We start from the raw sequence: 17,597 nt of genomic DNA on the forward strand, positions 1-17,597 counted from the left end.
ATGACACACTCCCTTACCTTTGACGCCATCAGCGAAGCCACCCCGGGTCCGAAATGGGCAGCCCGATGGGCCCGTTCATGGCCCGCCTACGAGGCATGGTTCACCGCACGCGGCGGCGATAACGGCCCTGACCGCGCAGCCTGCGAGGCGGCCCTAAAGCAATATATGCCCGAATTAGTGCCTGTTCACGCCAAGCTCACAGCGCTCGCGTGCGGGTCGGACTGTGCAGCGCGCTTCCTGTCCACGTGGTGCCCGCCAAGCTATCTCGGCGGCTGCTCCCTCGCCGTGGCCACGTCGGACGACGACATTCGGCTGGTACGAAATTACGATCTGTCGCCTGACCTGAACGAAGGCCTGCTGCTGCACAGTGCATGGACTGGTCGGCGCGTGATGGGCATGGTCGAATTCCTTTGGGGCCTGTCCGATGGCATCAACGACGCGGGGCTCAGCATCGCGCTGGCCTATGGTGGGCGGCAGGAAACAGGGCGCGGGTTCGGCATCACCACAATCTTGCGCTATGTGCTGGAAACCTGTGAAACCGTGCCCCAAGCGCTGCGCGTGCTGCAACGCGTGCCGTCGCATATGCCGTATAATGTGGTGGTCGCCGATGCTTCGGGCGCGGGTGCCAGCGTCGAGATGTACGCCGGTGGCGGGGCAAAGGTGCAGCCGCGGCTTGTCGCCACAAACCACCAGACCGACGGCAGCACACCCGACAGAGGCAGTTTTACCCGCACGTTTGAACGGTCAAAACACCTTGTGAGTGTCTTGTCTGACGGGGTCACCCCCGCGACGCTATCAAGCCAGTTCACCCAAGCGCCGCTGAAGCAAGACCGCTACGCCGAGGGGTTTGGCACGCTTTTCACCGCCGAATACGAACCCAAACGCCGGAAGATGACCCTGCATTGGGACGATGAGGTCTGGTCGCAGTCAATAGACGCATTCGAGGAGGGCACCCGAGAGGTTGTCTATGGCAGGGCCCCGTCGTCGGTGGCCGCAGGGGGTGACATCGATTGGGTGCAAATCGGTCTGGACTACGCAGCGGGCCGCGGGGTCGACTGGCGCAGGTTTGTGCCAGCGGGTGTTGATGTGGCGTAGGGCGTCGAAGCGAAAGGCCTTGCTATATTACGCGGAACAGACCCTACAACACGCCAACGGCAGCCGCGCCTTCGTTGAAATCGAATTGCCCGAAAAGGCGCTATTCCGGTTTCAGTCCAAGCCCCAAGCGGTTCGCGTGCCAGGCGGCTTCCGCCCGTGAGGAGATGCCGAGCTTGCGATAGACGATCTTGATATATCCCGCGACCGTCGTTTCCGCGATGTTCAATGCGGAGGCGACCTCGGCGTTGCGCAGGCCTTTGGAGATGAGCGTGAGCACTTCGGTCTCCCTCTCCGTCAGGCGCCCGTCCAGGCTGGCGACCGGCCCGGTGAGGCGGAAGTGTTCCATGATGCGGCGGGCGACAGAGGGTGATATCGCCGGTAACCCCATCGAAAGCTGTGTCAGCTGGCGAGAGAGCACCGCCGCCTCTGTCTCTTTCAGCAGATACCCGTCCGCCCCGGCCGAGAGCGAGGAAACAATGCTCGCGTCGTCGCCCATTACCGTGGTTACGACCTTGATTGCAGAGGGGCTGGCCTTGTTCAGGCCGCGCAGGATTTCGAGACCCGACCCATCAGGCAGGCCCAGATCAATCAGGGCGAGATCTATCTGGCCATCCAGTTTTGACAGCGCCGTCCGTACCGAGTTGGCCGTGCAGATCGTCGCCGCCGGATATGCTGATCGTACGATATCGACCAGCCAACGCAGGGTTTCGACGATATCTTCGACAATCAGGATACGCTTCATTCTGCTGCGGCCTCTTTCTGAGTGCTGAAAAGAGGTAGAAACGCGGTCAAGGTGGTGCCCTTGGCACCGGTGCTGTAGCTGAAGGCACCTTGCAACTGGGTGAAGCGGTTTCTCAGGTTTCTGAAACCATTGCCAAGCGACGCGACGCTGCTGTCAAAGCCCGAGCCGTTATCCCTTAGCGTAAGCTGCAATCCATCGCTTTCCAGGGCAATCCGGACCTTCGCCTCTGTCGCGCCAGAGTGGCGTAGGATATTGCTGGTCCCCTCGCGCAGGAAGGCGCGCAGCGCATGCGCCAACCGATGGGATATACGGCCTTTGGTGATCTCGTCGGCCTGCCACGTGACGGTGATATGAGCGGCCTCGAAATGGGTGATGATTTCGGCGCGCAGATCGGCGAGCAGATCGCGGAGATCCCAATCAGTCTGATCCGGGTTTGAAATCAACTCTCGTAGATCGGCGAGGGTCTGGCGGATAAGAAGGTCTTTGCGTTCCCGAGGGCCGGTGTGCAGGGCGCTGAGCAGCAGCACCCCTATGTTGTCATGCATGTCGCGATTGATGCGCAGCCGCTCTGCGCTGACGGCTTGAAGATAGGTCTCGTGCTGGGACAGGCTGGCATCAAGCAACGACAGGATCGCATCGGCCCGCGCCAGATCGCGCGACGAGAAAAGACGCGATCCTTGCCCGGCCAGCTCAAGCGACAGTGCAGGCAGATTGCCGATGGACGCGAGCGTCAGGATACGGCCATCGTCTTGCAGTGCGGTGATCGTGGTAGACGCCGGTTGATCCTTGATGCGCAACGGATTGAAAATATCGGACCAGAACTTACGCAGCAGCCTCTGCTTGTCTTCGGGGTCTCTCGCATGGGCGATCTGGGTTACCCTGCGATACAGCTCTTCCGCCGGGATCTCGCGGTTGCGCTTGAGCAGCACCCAGACTTTGTCGCGCAAGGGCAGGTAAACCATGCAGATCGCCGCGAGTGCGATGCCAAAGGCAGGGGCGCGCCCCAGCGAAAGCCCGTAGATGAGCGCGGCATCAAGCCCCAGAAGCAAAGCCACCCCAAGGCCATAAAACAAGATGCCGTAGGACCAATTCGCTAGGTCGAACAGCCGGTAGCGCGTTACTGCCAAGGCAATACCGGCGTAGATGATCAGGAAAAACAAAAACGCAGTGCTTTGTTCGATCACCGGGGCCAACCCCATAAGCGTCGGCAGGATGGACGTCAGCACAAAGCCACCCGCACCAACTGCAACCGACACGCCAAGCCAGCCCAGCATCGCCCGCGCGGCCGGGTCGCGGCGATTGGCGGCGACTTGTGCGGCAATGACCAGCAACAGGGCCACCATGATGATCGCGATGAAATCTGGGGCATTGTTCAGGTTGTCCGGCCAGCCGGGGCCAAGCACCAAGAGGATACAGGCACCGATCAGAAGTGTCGGTAGCCAGAGCACAGGTTTCGGAACAATGCGCCGCGGGTACGAGAGGAACAACGTCACCATACCGATCCCGAACAGCAGCGATCCACCGGGATTTACCCGGCAGGCCACCGAATAGGCCGTCAGACTAAGCGCGAGCTCGCGCGAGCTGTAGATCGCGGCGCTCGACGATGCCAAAGCCAACCCGATCCCGGAAAGCAGAAACCACCATCCGGCCTGTTCATGAGGGCGTAGGCAGACGACCCAAGTCCCGATAAACATGCCCACGAACGCGACAAAAACTTGCGTCCAGAATTTCATCGGCAGATCCGAAACCGGACGGCTTTCCTGGACCCTTACCGCGACGCTTTCAGGGCCGTCGGCTTGGTCGAAGGTCAGGGTGACTGCGCCGCTGCGCAACGCGTCATGCAAGCGATCCTGACGGTCAAAGAAGCGACGCAGGGTCTCTTGATCACCGATCCCGTCGGGCTCTTCTATCAGGTCTAGGGGTGTCACCGGGATTGTGGGCTGGTTATCCGCTGAAAGGCCAAGAAGCGTCTTACCAATCATATCGCGATCCATGGCGCTGCCCTGCGCGATGTCAGTGACGACAACGCTTTGCCCCACCACGCCAAGCCTGATCCCGAGCCACGGCTGGGCCGTCGCCACCCACGTCAGGGCAGCGGCGGCGGCCAGATAGAGCACGACGCAAAGCGCGAAAATGGCTCCGGGGGCGACATGTGGACGTGTCATCTTATGGACCACACAGCGGAATTTATAATTGCAAATTTAATCATTCTATACGGCTCATCTTCTCAAAATACTCTTGTCCGAGGACACCCCCTGAACGGGGGGGAGACGATTTCATGAAGTAGGTATCTAAAAAGTGAAGAAGAATTTTTTAAATCAAGCAAGGGGAATTTCATGAAACACGCACGTCTTAGTATTGTTATTGCAAGCCTTGGGGTGGCGACGGTCTTGTCTGGTTGCAATGGAAGCAGCTCCACCGGCGGGCTTGCTGGCGGCGGCGCAGGCAGCGGGCAGGATTTTGAGACAGCCTTTAACGCTGTCAGTCAAAAGGCCCCCACTTCGGATATGCCCACGTCGCTGAAAGCCAGCTATGAGGGTCAGATGAAGGTCGGCGTGAACAGCGGATCGGCCCAGATTTTCGGGACCGATATCGATGCGAATAGCGCGGAAATCATTGGCGATCTGGCAGTCGATGTGGATTGGACCGACGGGCAGACCACCAATCCGTTCACCGGAACGGCCTCCAACATCGTAGCGACAGAGGCGGGCACATCGAACTCCGTCAAACTGGACGGGACGCTGACGGTCGATCAAGGCTTGCCAGCCTCACTCAGCCGCACAACCATTCCGGCGCAGGTCGTCGCGGGCGTCAATATCCCCGAGCAGAACACCGGCGCGATGCTGTTCCATATGTCCGGTCGGCTTAGCAGTGGCGAGAACGAAGGCGACGCCACCTTGCAGTTCGGCGGAAACTTCATGGGGCCGGGTGCAGAATCGATGCTTGGACCGGTATCTGGCGGTATCAACGATGTGAACAATCCCTCGCCGCAGATTTTCGACGCGGGCGTCGGTGGTACATTCTACGCCAACAAGAAATAGAAGCGACGGATAAGCGGGTCTCTTGGATGCGGTCAATTACCGGCCGCAAAAACCCGCTTTCCCCGCGGTAGCCGAGGTCTTTGATGCGGCGAATTTTATACAATCTATTTTTAATCTTACTGGCCTCGCCATTAGCGGCCTTTTCCCTTGATGATGCAGAACAAAGCATCCTCAAGGGGAAAGCCGCAGAGGTTATTCCATTGCTCGAGGGGTATTCACCCAAGACCGAGACAGAGACCCTGCGCCGGATGTGGATTCTAGGGGTCGCCTACAACCGTTCGGGAAAATCACACCAAGCCGTTGCCCCGCTGGCGCGGCTTGTGATCTTGCGGCCAGACGATCCCACGTTCCGGCTTGAGCTGGCGAACGCATTGGTGAAAAGCGACCAGATCGAACGGGCGCGATATCACCTTGAACTGGCCAAAGGTGCGGGTTTGTCGCCCTCTGTCCAGGCAAAAGTGCAGGCGGAGCTGGACCGTTTGGCCAAACCGAAAAAATGGCAGGGCTATTTCCGTTTTGCCATTGTGCCCGAAAGCAATGCCGCCCGCCGGACATCTGCAGAGACGGTGAACCTCAGCGGCTTTGTGCTGCGGCTGGACCCGAATTCCCGCGCCCAATCCGCCACGGCGTTCGAGATTGGCACGGGCGTTGCGACCGTGCCGCGCCTTACGGACGCCTTACGCGCCAGGTTCGCGCTGGATCTGGATGCCCGTCTTTTCGACGGGCGTGCGCCCGATGAAGTGACCCTTCGGACCAGTGCCTCCCTGCTGCATTTCGCCAATGAGGGGCGTCTTGCCTCGGCCGAGATCTATGGATCGCAGCGCTGGATTGATGACGCGGCCTATGCGCATACCTACGGCCTTGGCCTGTCCTATACGCGCAACCTCGGCACCCGCGCCCGCGCCACGGCGGTGCTTCAGCGAGAACGTATCACCTATGATGGCAGCGGTGTCGGCGTGAACCGAACAGCAGGTGCTGCGCAATTCGCTTATGCGGCATCGTCGCAGCTTGTGTTTCGCGTAGGCTTGCGCGCGGAAAGCCGTACCAGCTCTTACAGCCCCGTCGCGGGCCATGCGGCGGGCGTCACCATCGGCGGCGATTATTCCTTTGCCGGCGGTCTTCGGGTCGGGCTGGACCTGTCGTTTGACCGGAACGAATTTGACGGCGTGCATCCCATCTTTGGCGTTGCCCGCGTCGACAAGAAAACGAGCGTCATGCTGAACCTGTCCAACCAGAACTGGAGCTACAAGGGCTTTGCCCAAGTCCTGAGGCTCGGGTTTGAAGAGCAACGCTCTACCATTTCGATCAACAGGTTTCGCAACGCCACTGCCAGCATCGGCCTGACACGATCGTTTTGAAGAAATTCGGCCCCAAGTCGCTGGTCGCTTGCATAGGTTTCGGTCGTGCTTGGGCGGTGCTACGCAGCGCGTGCCGACGCCGGTTGCCCCCTGCGCACGCACCAACGATAGGGTGGGAACTGCGACAGCCCCATTTCATCTTCATGCCTTGGAAAATAGCAGTTCGATGATCGCTTCGGAATGATTTTCCAATGCATCGGATGATCGAATATCCCCACCCTCGATCGCGTTGGTGAGAATGGGCAGGGCCATTGGAAATGACCCACCATGGGTGATCATGAAAAAGATAGTCCGGTCCGAAACGTTCGGAAGGGTGCCTTCTGATTTTGCACCTGTGATCAGATCTTTCAGTGCCGTGTAAAAAGGCACAACGAGGTGCCTTTGCAAAAAATCACTGCGATCACTGTGTTTTGCCCCGTCATGAACGATAACACGGCTCACTTGTGGCCAGCGGGCGGATGCGGTGATGAAAGCGCGAATGAGCGCCTTCAGTGCTTCCGTTTGGGTCGCGGTCCTAACGACAAGAGCTTTGTTAAGGTCGCTTGCAAAACAGTCGGATAGATGTTCCATCGCTGCGATCCAAAGCGCCTCTTTTGATCCAAAGTAATACCGTGAAAGGCCTTTGTCGGCCCCGGCTTTTTCAGCAACGTGGCTCAGTGAAACGCCGTCGAAACCGCGCTCCGCAAACAGATCAATCGCAGAGCGAAGCAAGGCCAGCTTCAAATCTGTACCCTGTGCGGCCTGCGGACGGCCGCGTTTTCTTTCGGCTGTCTCAGAAACGTCGATGGCGGTTTTGACCTCGGTCCTCGTACGTTGCTTGGACATTTGAATGACATCTCCATGTTTGAGCCGCGAGAACTCCGTCTCGCTTAGCCCGGGTCAGCTTAGCTTTCCAGCGTGATCTCTTACAACACGCTATTCTACGAACGAAGAATAAGTTTGACATATTCCACGAACGTAGAATAGCTGGGCGCACAAGCACGATAGGATGTCAGTACATGATGAGATGGATTGTAGGGGGCGCAGTTGTCTTTGCGCTTGGTGTCGGGATATTCGGCCTCCCGCCCTTTAGCGGTCAGCCCACCGCTGGGTTTGCGGAAGGTGAACCTGGATTTGAGACCGGGGTGAAACGCCTACCCAACGGTATTTATGAGGTTTCTGTACGGACCCCGATGCCGGGCGTTTCACCTGAAATGGTTGGTTGGTGGTTTGGCGATTACATGGAAACGACCGAACACTACCGACGTTGGTTCCCGGACGCGCATCTTTGGATGGATTGGGAAAACAAGGTTGATGGCCAGTTCATCGGGGCGAGCCATCTGGTGCATGAATACATCGGTGAAGACTTGAATAAGCTGAGAATTCAGTTTGTTGAACCTGAGGAGGTTTTGGGGGAGGTAAACTTGGCTGACGGCGACGTCGCCGTATGCGCCCGCGTTGGCCTGCTAGAAGAGCCCATCTATGGCGGCGAAATGTGCCACATTGTTCGCAATGTCGAAGGCGGTGCCGAAATGCGTAGCCGTTTTTGGCTTGGGATGGTGGCCGCGCGTGAGGGAAACGAGGCGGTGCCCTCTGTCATCGGAACGCTTGGGAACGCCTATCTGGCACGTCTGCTGACCGTGAAAGAGGCGTCGGCAACTGCTTTGTTAAACCACTGTTTTGATGAGATGACCATTCTGGCAGGCTTTCTCCCAAAGCTCTACGCCGATGCGCAAGGGTAAGAAAAACGCTGCATTCACGCCATGACCACCAAGCGGACTTGCCGTCATCGCGCAGATCGCGGCTGTGCGCTATGCCGAAAAGGTCAGCGGGCCGATGCATCTGCTGGCGAGTTGACGCGCCGCGACGCAACCCGGCAAGCGAACCTGCGGCCGACCCGGAAAACCGGGTTGAACCGTCAGGTTTGCCCGCTGGGTGCCTTAGGGCAAAGCGGCGCGTTATTTGAAGACCGGCTGACGCTTTTGCATCTTGGCGGCGACGACCTCTGCGAATTCCGGAGATTTCAGCTGCTCGGCGAACAGCACCGATTCACGCTCCATTTGGGCGGTCATCTGGTCTTTGCCATGACGGATCAGCGCCTTTGTTTTGATAACCGAGCTTGGTGCCGCCTCCGCCAAACCAGCGGCAAGCGACGCGACTTCGGTGGCAAAACCGGACGAGGGAGCGACACGCGACACCAATCCAAAGCGCAGCGCCTCTGCCGCATCAAGAACGCGATTGGCCAGCAGCATGTCGTTCGCCACGGCCATGCCGACGGTGGCGGGCAGCAAAAGCGACGAGGCGGCCTCTGGTACCAGTCCCAGTTGGACAAAGGGCGTGCTGAATGTGGCCGTGTCGGCGGCGATAATCAGGTCGCAATGCAGTAGCATCGTCACCCCGACACCAATGGCCGGGCCGTTTACGGCCGCAATCAAGGGTTTGGGGCAGGTGGAGATCGCGGTCAGAAACCGGATAACGGGCGGCACACCGTCGCTGCGGGTTCCCTTGGCAAAATCCTGCAAGTCATTCCCGGACGTAAAGTAGTCTTCCGCACCTGTGATCACGAAGGCGCGTACCGCGTCGGACCGGGCATAGTCTTCCAGCGCGTCGGCCATGGCGGCATACATATCCTGCGTGATGGCATTGCGCTTTTCGGGGCGCGCGATGGTCATGGTCGTGACGCGTTGGTCGGTGTGTAGCTTGATGTTTTCGGTCATGTTTGATCCTGTTGATTTGAATGGCGGTGGAAATCGGTTGCGGTTGAAGGCGCGCCCATGAGCCAATTGCTGAATTCGGCCCATAAAGCGTCGCGGCCTTTGCGCAATGCGCCTTCGTGCCCGATCCGCGTTACACCGACCTGCGATGGTGTGCGGATGATCACCTCGTGCGGGGCGGCTGGATAACACTTTAAAAGGTCGGATGCGGTTGACGGCGTTGCAATCGGGTCATCGGGAAAGATCCAAGACCGGATAGGGGCTGTGACCTCGTCATAGTGATGCGGTGCCAGTTTCGTTGCGAGGTCCGGTTGAAAATAGCTGCGGCGCTGGCTCCACCGGCGCCATGTCTTGAACAGTTTCGGCGGCAGCGCTTCGCCCCGCCAGCCGCCCGCCGGTTTGATATAGCCGTAGCGTAGCAGTAAATAGGGGCCCAACACCCACCAGAAATAAAGCTCGGACGGGATATTGCGCAGGTGGTGGCCGCCGAAATAACCGGTCCCGACAGAAACAAACGCGTGTCTGGTGATCTTGGAGTGGTTCGGCATGAGGCCGACAAAATGCCCGCCTACACTGTGGCACAGATGGGTCAGCGGCAGGCCCGGTGCCGCCTCCTCCAGCGCATTTAGGGCGGCGGGCGCGTCAAGCCGTCCCCAGTCGGGGTAGTCGATCCCGGATCTAGCCAGATCCTTGCCCTTTGATCCCCCAATCCCCCGATAGTCATAGGTCAGGACAGCGGCACCTTGGCGGGCCAGATACATCGCGAGGCCGGTATAAAACTGACGCGGGAACCCCGTGCCGGCCGAGATCAATACCGCGATTTTGGGCGAAGGTGAGGTGTGGATGTCTGCCTCCAGCTCCCATCCATCGGTGGCGGCGAAGCGGATCGTCGTTTGGGTAATGTCTTCAGTCATCGGCTGGCCCTTTCTTCGGCGGGGTAGGGCCGTTCACAATGCCGTCCGCATTGTCTGCCAGATGCGTCAGAAACTGTTCAATAATGGCCTGTTCCTCAGCAGGAAAAGGCGCAAGCAGCGCCGCATTGAACTGGCTGATTTCGCCCGCGCCCTGTTCAAGCACCGCGCGGCCCGACTGTTCAAGGTAGACGTGTATGACGCGGCCATCCACCGGCGACGGTGACCGCCGCACCAGACCCTTTGCGCACATGCGATCCACAAGACCGGTCAAGCTCGACTTACCCATAGCAAGGGTCGAAGAGAGGTCACTGATGGGCTGCCCGTCCTTTCGCGACAGGATCAACAGCACCGCAAGCTGTGACGTGGTAAGCCCTATCTTGTTGCGCGTCCGACGATCGGCAGCGCGAAAGAGCGCTGAATGTGCGATCTGGAGCTTGTGGAAAACCTTGAATGTATTGGCCATAAATCAATTCGCATGTGAACTAGTTTGTTCGTATATGAATTAAATGCACCCGACAACATGTACCGCGTCACAGACAATGGTGACGTTACGACACGGCCGCACCCTGCGGCACCGCGACTGCGAACAGGGCTTTTTGCTGCCTACTTAGTCAACTTCTGTGCCTGAATGATCTGGTCGGCGAGCTTGACGAGATCATGTGAGGTAAAGTCAGGTTCCGGTACGCCGGGCACGTGCAGGATGCTGTTGTGTGGTCGCGCGATAAAGGCACCGCGGCACCCCACGGACTGCGCGCCGATGGTGTCCCAGATATGACATGCGACCATGCACAGGCTTGAGACATCGACGCCCAGACGGTCGGCAACCATCTGATATGTCGACGGATGAGGTTTGAAGTGACCAACCTCGGCTACGCTAAAGTGGTGGTCAAAAAGCGCTGCGATGCCGGCTTTTTCAAGGGGTGTCGGCGCGGGGGATGGGGCGGAGTTCGTCAGTGTCACAAGCGTGAACCCCGCGTCGCGCAACTTGGTCAAGGCCGGGGCCACATCGGCGTGGGCGGGCATCGATCCAATCAGTGACTTCAGTTCGGATACGTCGCTGTCCTGAATGGCGATGTTTTTATTGTCGCCAACCATCCGCAGAACACCGCCGGCCAGATCGCCGAAGGGCGCATAGAGCCCGGTCAAGGTCACTGTTTGCGAATACAAGATCAGCTCTGGAAACCACTCGCGCAGGACCGCGGCATTGCCGAACACGCGGTCAAAGAACGGCTCTAGCGTCGCGATATCCAAAAGGGTTTCGTTTACGTCGAAAACAATGGTCGGAAAATCTGTGCGGTCTGGCATGGGGGGGCTTTCTGAGCGTGCTACTTTTCGGCAGCATTCATCCAAGTATTTGAACACAATGGCGGGTACGTTTCACAATTGCACCCATGCCATTGCTTCGTCAAACTATGCGCGAGGTCAGCCGTCAGTCCCCATTTCGGGCAAGCGCTGCAATCGGGTAAGGCAATCGATATGAAAAAGGTCACTGCCAAAGATGTTGCCGCCCGCGCGGGCGTTTCAGTGTCCGCCGTGTCGCGCGCGTATCGGGGGAATGCCCCGATTGCCGAGGATAAGCGCAAAGCGATCTTTGCTGCTGCGACGGCGCTTGGCTATGTGAGCAAGGTCGATCAGGTGTTGGCCAAACAATCCAGCAACACGATCTCGATGGTGCTGAGCGAAATGCGTAACCCGTTCTACCCCATTGTGATGGACGAATTGACCCGAATGCTACCGGCGCGAGGGCTCAAGGCGATTATGCATGTGGTGCCAGCAGCCGAAGATGTGGACACGATGATCCGGCAAGTCATCGACTTCCGCACGCAGGGGGTCATTCTGGCAAGCTCCACAATCACCTCCGGGCTGGCGCGTGCCTGTCGTCAGAACGGAATTCCCGCCGTGTTGCTGAATCGGGTACAGACCGACAGTACCATGATGGCGGTGTGCTGCGACAATTACGGGGGCGCGCGAACGATAGCGCGGCGGTTTCTGGACGGTGGCCGACAGCGCATCGCCTTTATCGGTGGGCGGCGTGATACCTCGACGCATCTGGAACGCATGCGAGGATTTCGCGACCAGTTGGAAGAGGCCGGACGCGAGATCGCTGTGCAGTTCGACGGCGGGTTCAGCTACCGCCAAGCCTATGCCGCTGCGCAAGAAATGTTGGTCCAGCGTCCGATGCCGGACGCCGTGTTCTGCGCCAATGACATCATGGCGATTGCCATGCTCGACGCTGCACGAAACAAAGGCATCTCGGTACCCGGTGATCTGGCTGTGATCGGGTTCGACGACATTCCGATGGCGGCCTGGGAATCCTACCGGCTGACCACAATGCGCCAACCACTGCGCCGCATGCTGGATCAAGCGGTCGATATCATATTAAGCGCCGAGAGCTATGTCGGGACCGGTGATATCCGTGTTTTGGCGGGTGAACTCCAAGAGCGTCAAAGCGGGTAGTGAAATTATTTCATTAACGCAGACAGGAATTGCATAGCGGCTATGCACTGTGGCTAACCTCCGTTCGAACGTCCCTATAGGGATCGTTTCATGATATTTGGAGGATACCCATGAAACTACGCAACTTCGCTGTCGCCGCTGCACTGTCTCTTGCCGGGCTTGGGGTGGCATTGCCTGCTCAGGCTGAAACGCGGCTCGCTTTCGGTGCGACCAATTCGCAAAGCGCGCATTATGCCTATTTCGCCTCGCTCGCGAAAATCATCAACTCTGCCTATCCGGACGCCTATCAGGCTTCGGTCGTGGAAACGGGTGCTACGGTCGATAACCTCAAACGTATGGCGCGCGACCAGTTGGATATCGGGCTGATCACGACGTCGACGCTGTATCACGCCTACAATGGCATCAAGAGCTTCGACGGCAAACCGATCGAATCCAAACTCCTTTGGGCCTATTCTCTGGCACCGCAGAACGCAGTCGTTCGCCGCGATTCCGGTATCGAGAAACTGTCGGATATCGACGGCAAGAAGTTCGGACCGGGCATGCGTGGGTCGTCGACCGAAGCCACGGCCTTGGCTGTGTTCGACCTGCTGGAAATCTCGCCCGACTGGGTGCGCGGGACCAACAGTGAACAGGCCAACGCCATCAAAGACGGCCGGTCCGAAGGCTTCGTCAAAAGCGCCGTGGGAACGTCTTTCGATGCGCTTACCACCGATATCGCGGCCTTCACACCGCTGACAGCGCTTGGCATCGACGACGCGCAAGAAGCCAAGATCCGCGAAGCGCTGCCGGAGCTTTCCATCGTGGACATGCCGGGCGGCGAGATGGAGAACACAGGCCCCTACAAGGTCTGGGGATTCATGATCGGTGTCTCTGCGCGCCCCAATATGGACGACCAGACGGCCTATGACCTGACCAAAGCCGTGATGGAGAATATGGAAGAGCAATCCGCCGCTTTCCCGACGGTAAAGGGCTTGAACCTGCCAGAGCTGACCCTGCAATACGCAACCAGCCCGCTGCATCCTGGTGCCATCCGCTACTACGAGGAAATCGGCCTGACCGTGCCCGCGCGCCTCAAGTAAAAGACCTGATCTCAAAAGGGGCGGCGCGTGTCGCCCCTCTATTTACCATTTTCGCCAAGGTGCCGTGATGAATACTCTTCCGATCTTCGCTCATTTTCGACAGACCGCCATCGCGGCTCTTGCAGTGCTTCTGGGGGTGTTTGTGTTTTACACCTCTTTCAACGGGCCGTTTGAATCGCTCGTGCAGCGTGCGATCTTTGTGATGATGATCACCGCCCTGGCCGTGCTGATGCACCCGCTTTTCGAAGGCAGCCGCCTGCGCCCGCTTGGTATCGTGATCGATGCGGCAATCGTCGGCGTGGTGACGGTGTCAGGTGCCTATATCATAACCAACTACGAAACCATTATGAACGATCTGCCTTGGGCGAACGGTTGGGATATGGTCATGGGGTTCGGCACATTGGCCTGCGTGCTTGAACTGGCAAGGCGCAGCTCCAACTGGGTGTTCCCCCTTATCGTCATTGCGGCTGTTACCTATGCATTCTTCGGCTATTTGATCCCCGGCCAATTCGGGCACCGTGGCTTTGACGCGGGCTATCTCACCGAGATCATCTTCCTGTCCGACCGTGGCCTATGGGGTATGCTGGTCAATGTGGCCTCGACGACGCTGGCGGCATTTGTGCTGTTCGGCGCGATCCTGTTGCACACGGGCGCAGGCGAGACATTCTTTGACCTCTCGGCCCGTTTGGGTGGCTCCCGGCCCGGTGGAGCGGCGAAAATCGCGACCTTCGCATCGGGCTTCTTTGGGGCGATCAACGGCTCGACCGTCGCCAATGTCGCAACGACGGGGAACTTCACCATTCCCCTGATGAAGCGGCTGAAATACCCCCCTGCCTATGCCGGCGCGGTAGAGGCTATCGCATCGACCGGCGGGCAGCTCGCCCCCCCGATCATGGGGACTGCCGCTTTTGTTATGGCCGAGCTTGTGGGCGTGAACTACTGGTCTATCGCGCTTGCGGGCGTTGTGCCTGCGCTGTTGTTCTACCTTGGCATCTATTCAACCGTTCACGTCATCGCGCGCCGTCAGGGCTTTCGTCCGGTGACGTCTGAAGACCTACCCGACTGGCGCGGTGCCATGACCTTTGCGCGGCTCGCCCCTATTGTCGCCGCCCTGCTGGGGCTTGGATTTGGCGTCCTCAACGGCAATTCCGTCGAGCTGACGGCCTGTTACGGCATGATTGCCATGTTGGTGGCCGTCCTTGTCGCGCGGATCTCGAGTGGTGAGGATCCCCGTGCCGTCATCGGCATCATCATTCGTGCGCTGGAAGCGGGCGGAAAAGGTGTTGTCATTGTCGGGATCCTTCTGGTCGGCGCACAGGTGTTTGTCGCCATGATCAACCTGACCGGGTTTGGCGTCGCGGTAACAGCAGCGGTGTTGTCGATCGGGCAGGGGCAAATCTGGCTCATTGCCGGGCTCATGGCCATTGTCTGCCTGATCGCGGGCATGGGTCTGCCGACCTCGGCAGCCTACGTCATGGTCGCGGCTGTTTTCGCTCCGGCGCTGATCCAACAGGGTATTGATCCGCTCGTGGTGCATATGTTCGTGCTCTACTACGCGGCGCTGTCGGTCATCACGCCGCCTGTCTGCCTTGGTGTTTTCGTTGCGGCGACCATTGCGCAGGCGCCGTGGATGAAGGTCGCGGGCGAGACGTTGCGCCTTGGGGCGACCGCATATGCCTTGCCGATGCTGTTCCTCGCCTATCCCGGCATGTTGGGCGGTGGCGAAGCCGGAGACATCCTGCGTGCCATCCTGTCCGGAGGCGTTTTCGCCTTGGGCGTTGCGCATCTTCTGGGCGGCGCACGGCTGCCTTGGGGCGGTCTGTCGCGGCTGCTTTGGGTCGTGCCGATTGGGCTTGCGCTGATGCCGCCTTGGCCGGCGACGGCGGCAGCCGCGATCGTGTTCGCGATCTTGGTGGTCTTCTCTCGCAAAGCCTTGGGCGCTGCGGAAAATATCGAAATGCAAACGGCTTAAGGGCCAAGGAGGGTACTGGAAATGATGACGAATGCTGAATTCAAGGCACGGCTGGTCGCACGAGAGCCCATGCTCGGGGCTTTCATCAAAACGCCCCATCCCATCGTGATCGAAATCATGGCCCGGGCAGGGTTCGATTTCCTGGTCGTCGATGCCGAACACGCGCCCTTTGATCGGGGCACCGTTGACGCCATGACGATGGCCGGACGTGCCGAAGGGTGCCCCATCGTGGTGCGCGTGCCAGTGGCAACAGCGGATTGGGTGCTCAATGTGCTGGACGGCGGCGCGGCCGGTGTCATGGTGCCTCATGTCGAAACCTCAGCGCAGGCCAAAGAACTGGCGCGCGCCGTGACTTACGGCCCCGGCGGGCGTGGTTTTGCCGGCACGTCACGGGCGGCCGACTATGCTGGCCGCAGCCTGAAAGAGCATCTGTCCGTGGCGCGAAGTGAAGTCGCCTTGATCTGCCAGATTGAAGACCCCGACGGCGTGGTCAACCACAGTGAAATTGCGGATGTAGACGGCGTAGATGCGCTCTTTATCGGGCGCGCTGATTTGGCCGTTTCTCATGGTCTGTCCGATTTCTTTGCGCCTGAAGTGGCAAAGATGACGCGGGACATCCTTTCCGCGACAGGGGCGGCCACCGGACTCTATTGCGCCCCGACAGAGCCCCTAGACCCGCACCGCGACGCCGGCGGGAGCTTCTTTGTCGTGGGGTCCGAACACACGCTCATGCAATTGGGCGGTGCCGCGCTTGTAGAAGATTTCAAAAAGAGAGACGCGCGCTGACATGACTATGAAATAATTGCAGCAAATATAGAAATTATTGCAACTCGGATTGGTCAGCCTAGAAATGACCTATCACTGCCAGCGCCTGACCAAAGGACCGAACCATGACAATTACCTACCTCAAGAAGGGCAAATCCGATGCTGCCCGCGCCGATGACGACGCCAAGACCCGTGCGGTCGTCGAGCAGACCTTGCAGGACATCGAAACGCGCGGCGACACAGCGGTGCGCGAATTGAGCGAAAAGTTCGACAGCTACAGCCCGGAAACGTTCCGGCTAAGCCAGCAAGAGATTGACGACCTGATCGGTCAGCTCAGCCCACGCGAATTGCAGGACATTCAGTTTGCGCAAGAGCAGGTCGTGAATTTCGCCCGCGCGCAACGCGCTTCCATGACTGACATCGAAGTAGAGACGCTTCCGGGGGTTATTCTGGGGCACAAGAATATCCCGGTTCAATCCGTCGGCTGCTACATTCCGGGCGGGAAATTCCCCATGGTCGCCAGCGCGCATATGTCTGTCGCCACGGCCAAGGTTGCCGAAGTACCACGCATCGTGGCCTGCACGCCGCCCTTTAACGGAAAACCAAACCCGGCTGTTATTGCGGCGATGCATTTGGGCGGGGCAGATGAGATCTATGTCATGGGCGGGATCCAGGCGGTCGGGGCTATGGCGCTTGGTACAGAGACGATCGATCCGGTACACATGCTGGTTGGCCCCGGCAATGCCTTCGTCGCCGAGGCCAAGCGTCAGCTTTATGGACGGGTGGGTATTGATCTCTTCGCCGGCCCGACCGAGACGATGGTTATCGCGGATGAGACAGCAGCGGATGCCGAGCTCTGCGCGACCGATCTCTTGGGGCAGGCGGAACACGGCTATAACTCCCCTGCCGTTCTGCTGACCAATTCGCGTCAGTTGGCCGAGGATACTTTGGCCGAGATTGACCGGCTGCTGCACATTCTCCCGACAGCGGCCACAGCCCGGACAAGCTGGGAGGAATACGGCGAGGTGATCGTCTGTGATACCTACGACGAGATGTTGCAGGTGGCCGATGATATCGCGTCGGAGCATGTGCAGGTCATGACGGACCGTGATGACTGGTTCTTGGAAAACATGACCTGCTATGGCGCGCTGTTTTTGGGCCCGCGTACGAATGTCGCCAATGGTGATAAGGTGATCGGAACCAACCACACGCTGCCCACGCATAAGGCGGGGCGCTATACAGGGGGGCTTTGGGTTGGTAAATTCCTCAAGACCCATTCCTATCAGAAGATTATGACGGATGAGGCCGCAGCAATGGTCGGGGCCTATGGTTCGCGTCTATGCATGTTGGAAGGCTTTGTGGGGCACGCCGAACAATGCAATGTCCGCGTGCGGCGCTATGGCGGTGAGAACGTGCCCTATGGCGAAGCCGCAAGCTACCGCGAAGCGGCCGAATAGACCGCTGTTAACTTAGGAGATCTT

At 59.0% G+C, this 17,597-nt stretch carries 16 protein-coding genes; 9 read left to right on the forward strand and 7 right to left on the reverse strand.

Going from position 1 to position 17,597, the window contains the following annotated elements; translation table 11 throughout:
• Nucleotides 1-1,095 carry a C45 family autoproteolytic acyltransferase/hydolase gene (locus tag B4F27_RS16505; protein WP_286760191.1) on the forward strand — a complete coding sequence of 365 codons (1,095 nt, stop codon included), beginning with the start codon at nt 1-3 and terminating at the stop codon, nt 1,093-1,095.
• 100 nt (nt 1,096-1,195) lie between these two features.
• Here the strand turns inward: B4F27_RS16505 and B4F27_RS16510 are convergent, their stop codons facing one another.
• Nucleotides 1,196-1,837 carry a response regulator transcription factor gene (locus tag B4F27_RS16510; protein ID WP_286760192.1) on the reverse strand — a complete coding sequence of 214 codons (642 nt, stop codon included), beginning with the start codon at nt 1,835-1,837 and terminating at the stop codon, nt 1,196-1,198.
• A complete protein-coding gene (locus B4F27_RS16515) occupies nt 1,834-4,002 on the reverse strand; it encodes a sensor histidine kinase (protein ID WP_286760193.1) in 2,169 nt (722 codons plus the stop codon). The genes B4F27_RS16510 and B4F27_RS16515 overlap by 4 nt, the downstream gene beginning before the upstream one ends.
• Nucleotides 4,003-4,173: 171 nt before the next feature.
• Here B4F27_RS16515 and B4F27_RS16520 point away from each other — a divergent pair, with 171 nt between their 5' ends.
• Together B4F27_RS16520 and B4F27_RS16525 are read left to right on the forward strand one after the other, a co-directional pair.
• Nucleotides 4,174-4,878, forward strand: coding sequence for a hypothetical protein (locus B4F27_RS16520; RefSeq protein WP_286760194.1), 705 nt, complete (start codon nt 4,174-4,176; stop codon nt 4,876-4,878).
• 83 nt (nt 4,879-4,961) lie between these two features.
• Nucleotides 4,962-6,236 (forward strand): surface lipoprotein assembly modifier, encoded by a 1,275-nt coding sequence (locus tag B4F27_RS16525; protein ID WP_286760195.1) that lies wholly within the window; start codon nt 4,962-4,964, stop codon nt 6,234-6,236.
• A 141-nt stretch (nt 6,237-6,377) separates the two neighbouring features.
• Here B4F27_RS16525 and B4F27_RS16530 read toward each other — a convergent pair whose 3' ends face one another.
• Nucleotides 6,378-7,061: a TetR/AcrR family transcriptional regulator gene (locus B4F27_RS16530; protein WP_286760196.1), complete on the reverse strand. Its 684-nt coding sequence runs from the start codon at nt 7,059-7,061 to the stop codon at nt 6,378-6,380.
• 173 nt (nt 7,062-7,234) lie between these two features.
• On the opposite strand from B4F27_RS16530, the gene B4F27_RS16535 reads away from it, so the two are divergent.
• A complete protein-coding gene (locus tag B4F27_RS16535; RefSeq protein ID WP_074637037.1) occupies nt 7,235-7,957 on the forward strand; it encodes a DAPG hydrolase family protein in 723 nt (240 codons plus the stop codon).
• 216 nt (nt 7,958-8,173) lie between these two features.
• On the opposite strand, the gene B4F27_RS16540 is transcribed toward B4F27_RS16535, so the two are convergent.
• From B4F27_RS16540 to B4F27_RS16555, 4 genes are all read right to left on the reverse strand, one after another.
• The gene (locus tag B4F27_RS16540; RefSeq protein ID WP_286760197.1) at nt 8,174-8,932 is read right to left on the reverse strand and encodes an enoyl-CoA hydratase; all 759 of its coding nucleotides are present in this window, start codon (nt 8,930-8,932) and stop codon (nt 8,174-8,176) included.
• Nucleotides 8,929-9,843, reverse strand: a complete 915-nt coding sequence (locus B4F27_RS16545) for an alpha/beta fold hydrolase (RefSeq protein WP_286760198.1) — start codon at nt 9,841-9,843, stop codon at nt 8,929-8,931. The genes B4F27_RS16540 and B4F27_RS16545 overlap by 4 nt, the downstream gene beginning before the upstream one ends.
• Nucleotides 9,836-10,306 carry a MarR family winged helix-turn-helix transcriptional regulator gene (locus B4F27_RS16550; RefSeq protein ID WP_286760199.1) on the reverse strand — a complete coding sequence of 157 codons (471 nt, stop codon included), beginning with the start codon at nt 10,304-10,306 and terminating at the stop codon, nt 9,836-9,838. The genes B4F27_RS16545 and B4F27_RS16550 overlap by 8 nt, the downstream gene beginning before the upstream one ends.
• A gap of 140 nt (nt 10,307-10,446) precedes the next feature.
• A complete protein-coding gene (locus B4F27_RS16555; RefSeq protein ID WP_286760200.1) occupies nt 10,447-11,148 on the reverse strand; it encodes a haloacid dehalogenase type II in 702 nt (233 codons plus the stop codon).
• Between the two features lie 171 nt (nt 11,149-11,319).
• Between B4F27_RS16555 and B4F27_RS16560 the strand changes: the two genes are divergently transcribed.
• The 5 genes from B4F27_RS16560 (at nt 11,320) to hisD (ending at nt 17,573) form a co-directional block, all read left to right on the forward strand.
• Nucleotides 11,320-12,300, forward strand: a complete 981-nt coding sequence (locus tag B4F27_RS16560; protein WP_286760201.1) for a LacI family DNA-binding transcriptional regulator — start codon at nt 11,320-11,322, stop codon at nt 12,298-12,300.
• 110 nt (nt 12,301-12,410) lie between these two features.
• Complete coding sequence (locus B4F27_RS16565) at nt 12,411-13,379, forward strand: TAXI family TRAP transporter solute-binding subunit (protein ID WP_005848614.1); 969 nt, start codon at nt 12,411-12,413, stop codon at nt 13,377-13,379.
• 67 nt (nt 13,380-13,446) lie between these two features.
• The gene (locus tag B4F27_RS16570; RefSeq protein ID WP_286760202.1) at nt 13,447-15,351 is read left to right on the forward strand and encodes a TRAP transporter permease; all 1,905 of its coding nucleotides are present in this window, start codon (nt 13,447-13,449) and stop codon (nt 15,349-15,351) included.
• 21 nt (nt 15,352-15,372) lie between these two features.
• Nucleotides 15,373-16,137 (forward strand): HpcH/HpaI aldolase family protein, encoded by a 765-nt coding sequence (locus B4F27_RS16575; protein WP_286760203.1) that lies wholly within the window; start codon nt 15,373-15,375, stop codon nt 16,135-16,137.
• Nucleotides 16,138-16,241: 104 nt separating this feature from the next.
• Nucleotides 16,242-17,573 carry a histidinol dehydrogenase gene (gene hisD, locus B4F27_RS16580; RefSeq protein WP_286760204.1) on the forward strand — a complete coding sequence of 444 codons (1,332 nt, stop codon included), beginning with the start codon at nt 16,242-16,244 and terminating at the stop codon, nt 17,571-17,573.
• Nucleotides 17,574-17,597 lie beyond the last annotated feature (24 nt).

The organism is Sulfitobacter sp. UBA1132, assembly GCF_002311545.1.
In the GTDB taxonomy this organism is placed as follows: Bacteria; Pseudomonadota; Alphaproteobacteria; order Rhodobacterales; family Rhodobacteraceae; genus Sulfitobacter; species Sulfitobacter pontiacus.

What these genes read in the sequence shown, in the direction of transcription:
- B4F27_RS16510 (WP_286760192.1), bottom strand. Translation starts at nt 1,837, where the DNA reads ATGAAGCGTATCCTGATTGTCGAAGATATCGTCGAAACCCTGCGTTGG.
- B4F27_RS16540 (WP_286760197.1), bottom strand. Translation starts at nt 8,932, where the DNA reads ATGACCGAAAACATCAAGCTACACACCGACCAACGCGTCACGACCATG.
- B4F27_RS16515 (WP_286760193.1), bottom strand. Translation starts at nt 4,002, where the DNA reads ATGACACGTCCACATGTCGCCCCCGGAGCCATTTTCGCGCTTTGCGTC.
- B4F27_RS16555 (WP_286760200.1), bottom strand. Translation starts at nt 11,148, where the DNA reads ATGCCAGACCGCACAGATTTTCCGACCATTGTTTTCGACGTAAACGAA.
- B4F27_RS16550 (WP_286760199.1), bottom strand. Translation starts at nt 10,306, where the DNA reads ATGGCCAATACATTCAAGGTTTTCCACAAGCTCCAGATCGCACATTCA.
- B4F27_RS16560 (WP_286760201.1), top strand. Translation starts at nt 11,320, where the DNA reads ATGAAAAAGGTCACTGCCAAAGATGTTGCCGCCCGCGCGGGCGTTTCA.
- B4F27_RS16505 (WP_286760191.1), top strand. Translation starts at nt 1, where the DNA reads ATGACACACTCCCTTACCTTTGACGCCATCAGCGAAGCCACCCCGGGT.
- B4F27_RS16525 (WP_286760195.1), top strand. Translation starts at nt 4,962, where the DNA reads ATGCGGCGAATTTTATACAATCTATTTTTAATCTTACTGGCCTCGCCA.
- B4F27_RS16530 (WP_286760196.1), bottom strand. Translation starts at nt 7,061, where the DNA reads ATGTCCAAGCAACGTACGAGGACCGAGGTCAAAACCGCCATCGACGTT.
- B4F27_RS16565 (WP_005848614.1), top strand. Translation starts at nt 12,411, where the DNA reads ATGAAACTACGCAACTTCGCTGTCGCCGCTGCACTGTCTCTTGCCGGG.
- B4F27_RS16535 (WP_074637037.1), top strand. Translation starts at nt 7,235, where the DNA reads ATGATGAGATGGATTGTAGGGGGCGCAGTTGTCTTTGCGCTTGGTGTC.
- B4F27_RS16570 (WP_286760202.1), top strand. Translation starts at nt 13,447, where the DNA reads ATGAATACTCTTCCGATCTTCGCTCATTTTCGACAGACCGCCATCGCG.
- hisD (WP_286760204.1), top strand. Translation starts at nt 16,242, where the DNA reads ATGACAATTACCTACCTCAAGAAGGGCAAATCCGATGCTGCCCGCGCC.
- B4F27_RS16520 (WP_286760194.1), top strand. Translation starts at nt 4,174, where the DNA reads ATGAAACACGCACGTCTTAGTATTGTTATTGCAAGCCTTGGGGTGGCG.
- B4F27_RS16545 (WP_286760198.1), bottom strand. Translation starts at nt 9,843, where the DNA reads ATGACTGAAGACATTACCCAAACGACGATCCGCTTCGCCGCCACCGAT.
- B4F27_RS16575 (WP_286760203.1), top strand. Translation starts at nt 15,373, where the DNA reads ATGATGACGAATGCTGAATTCAAGGCACGGCTGGTCGCACGAGAGCCC.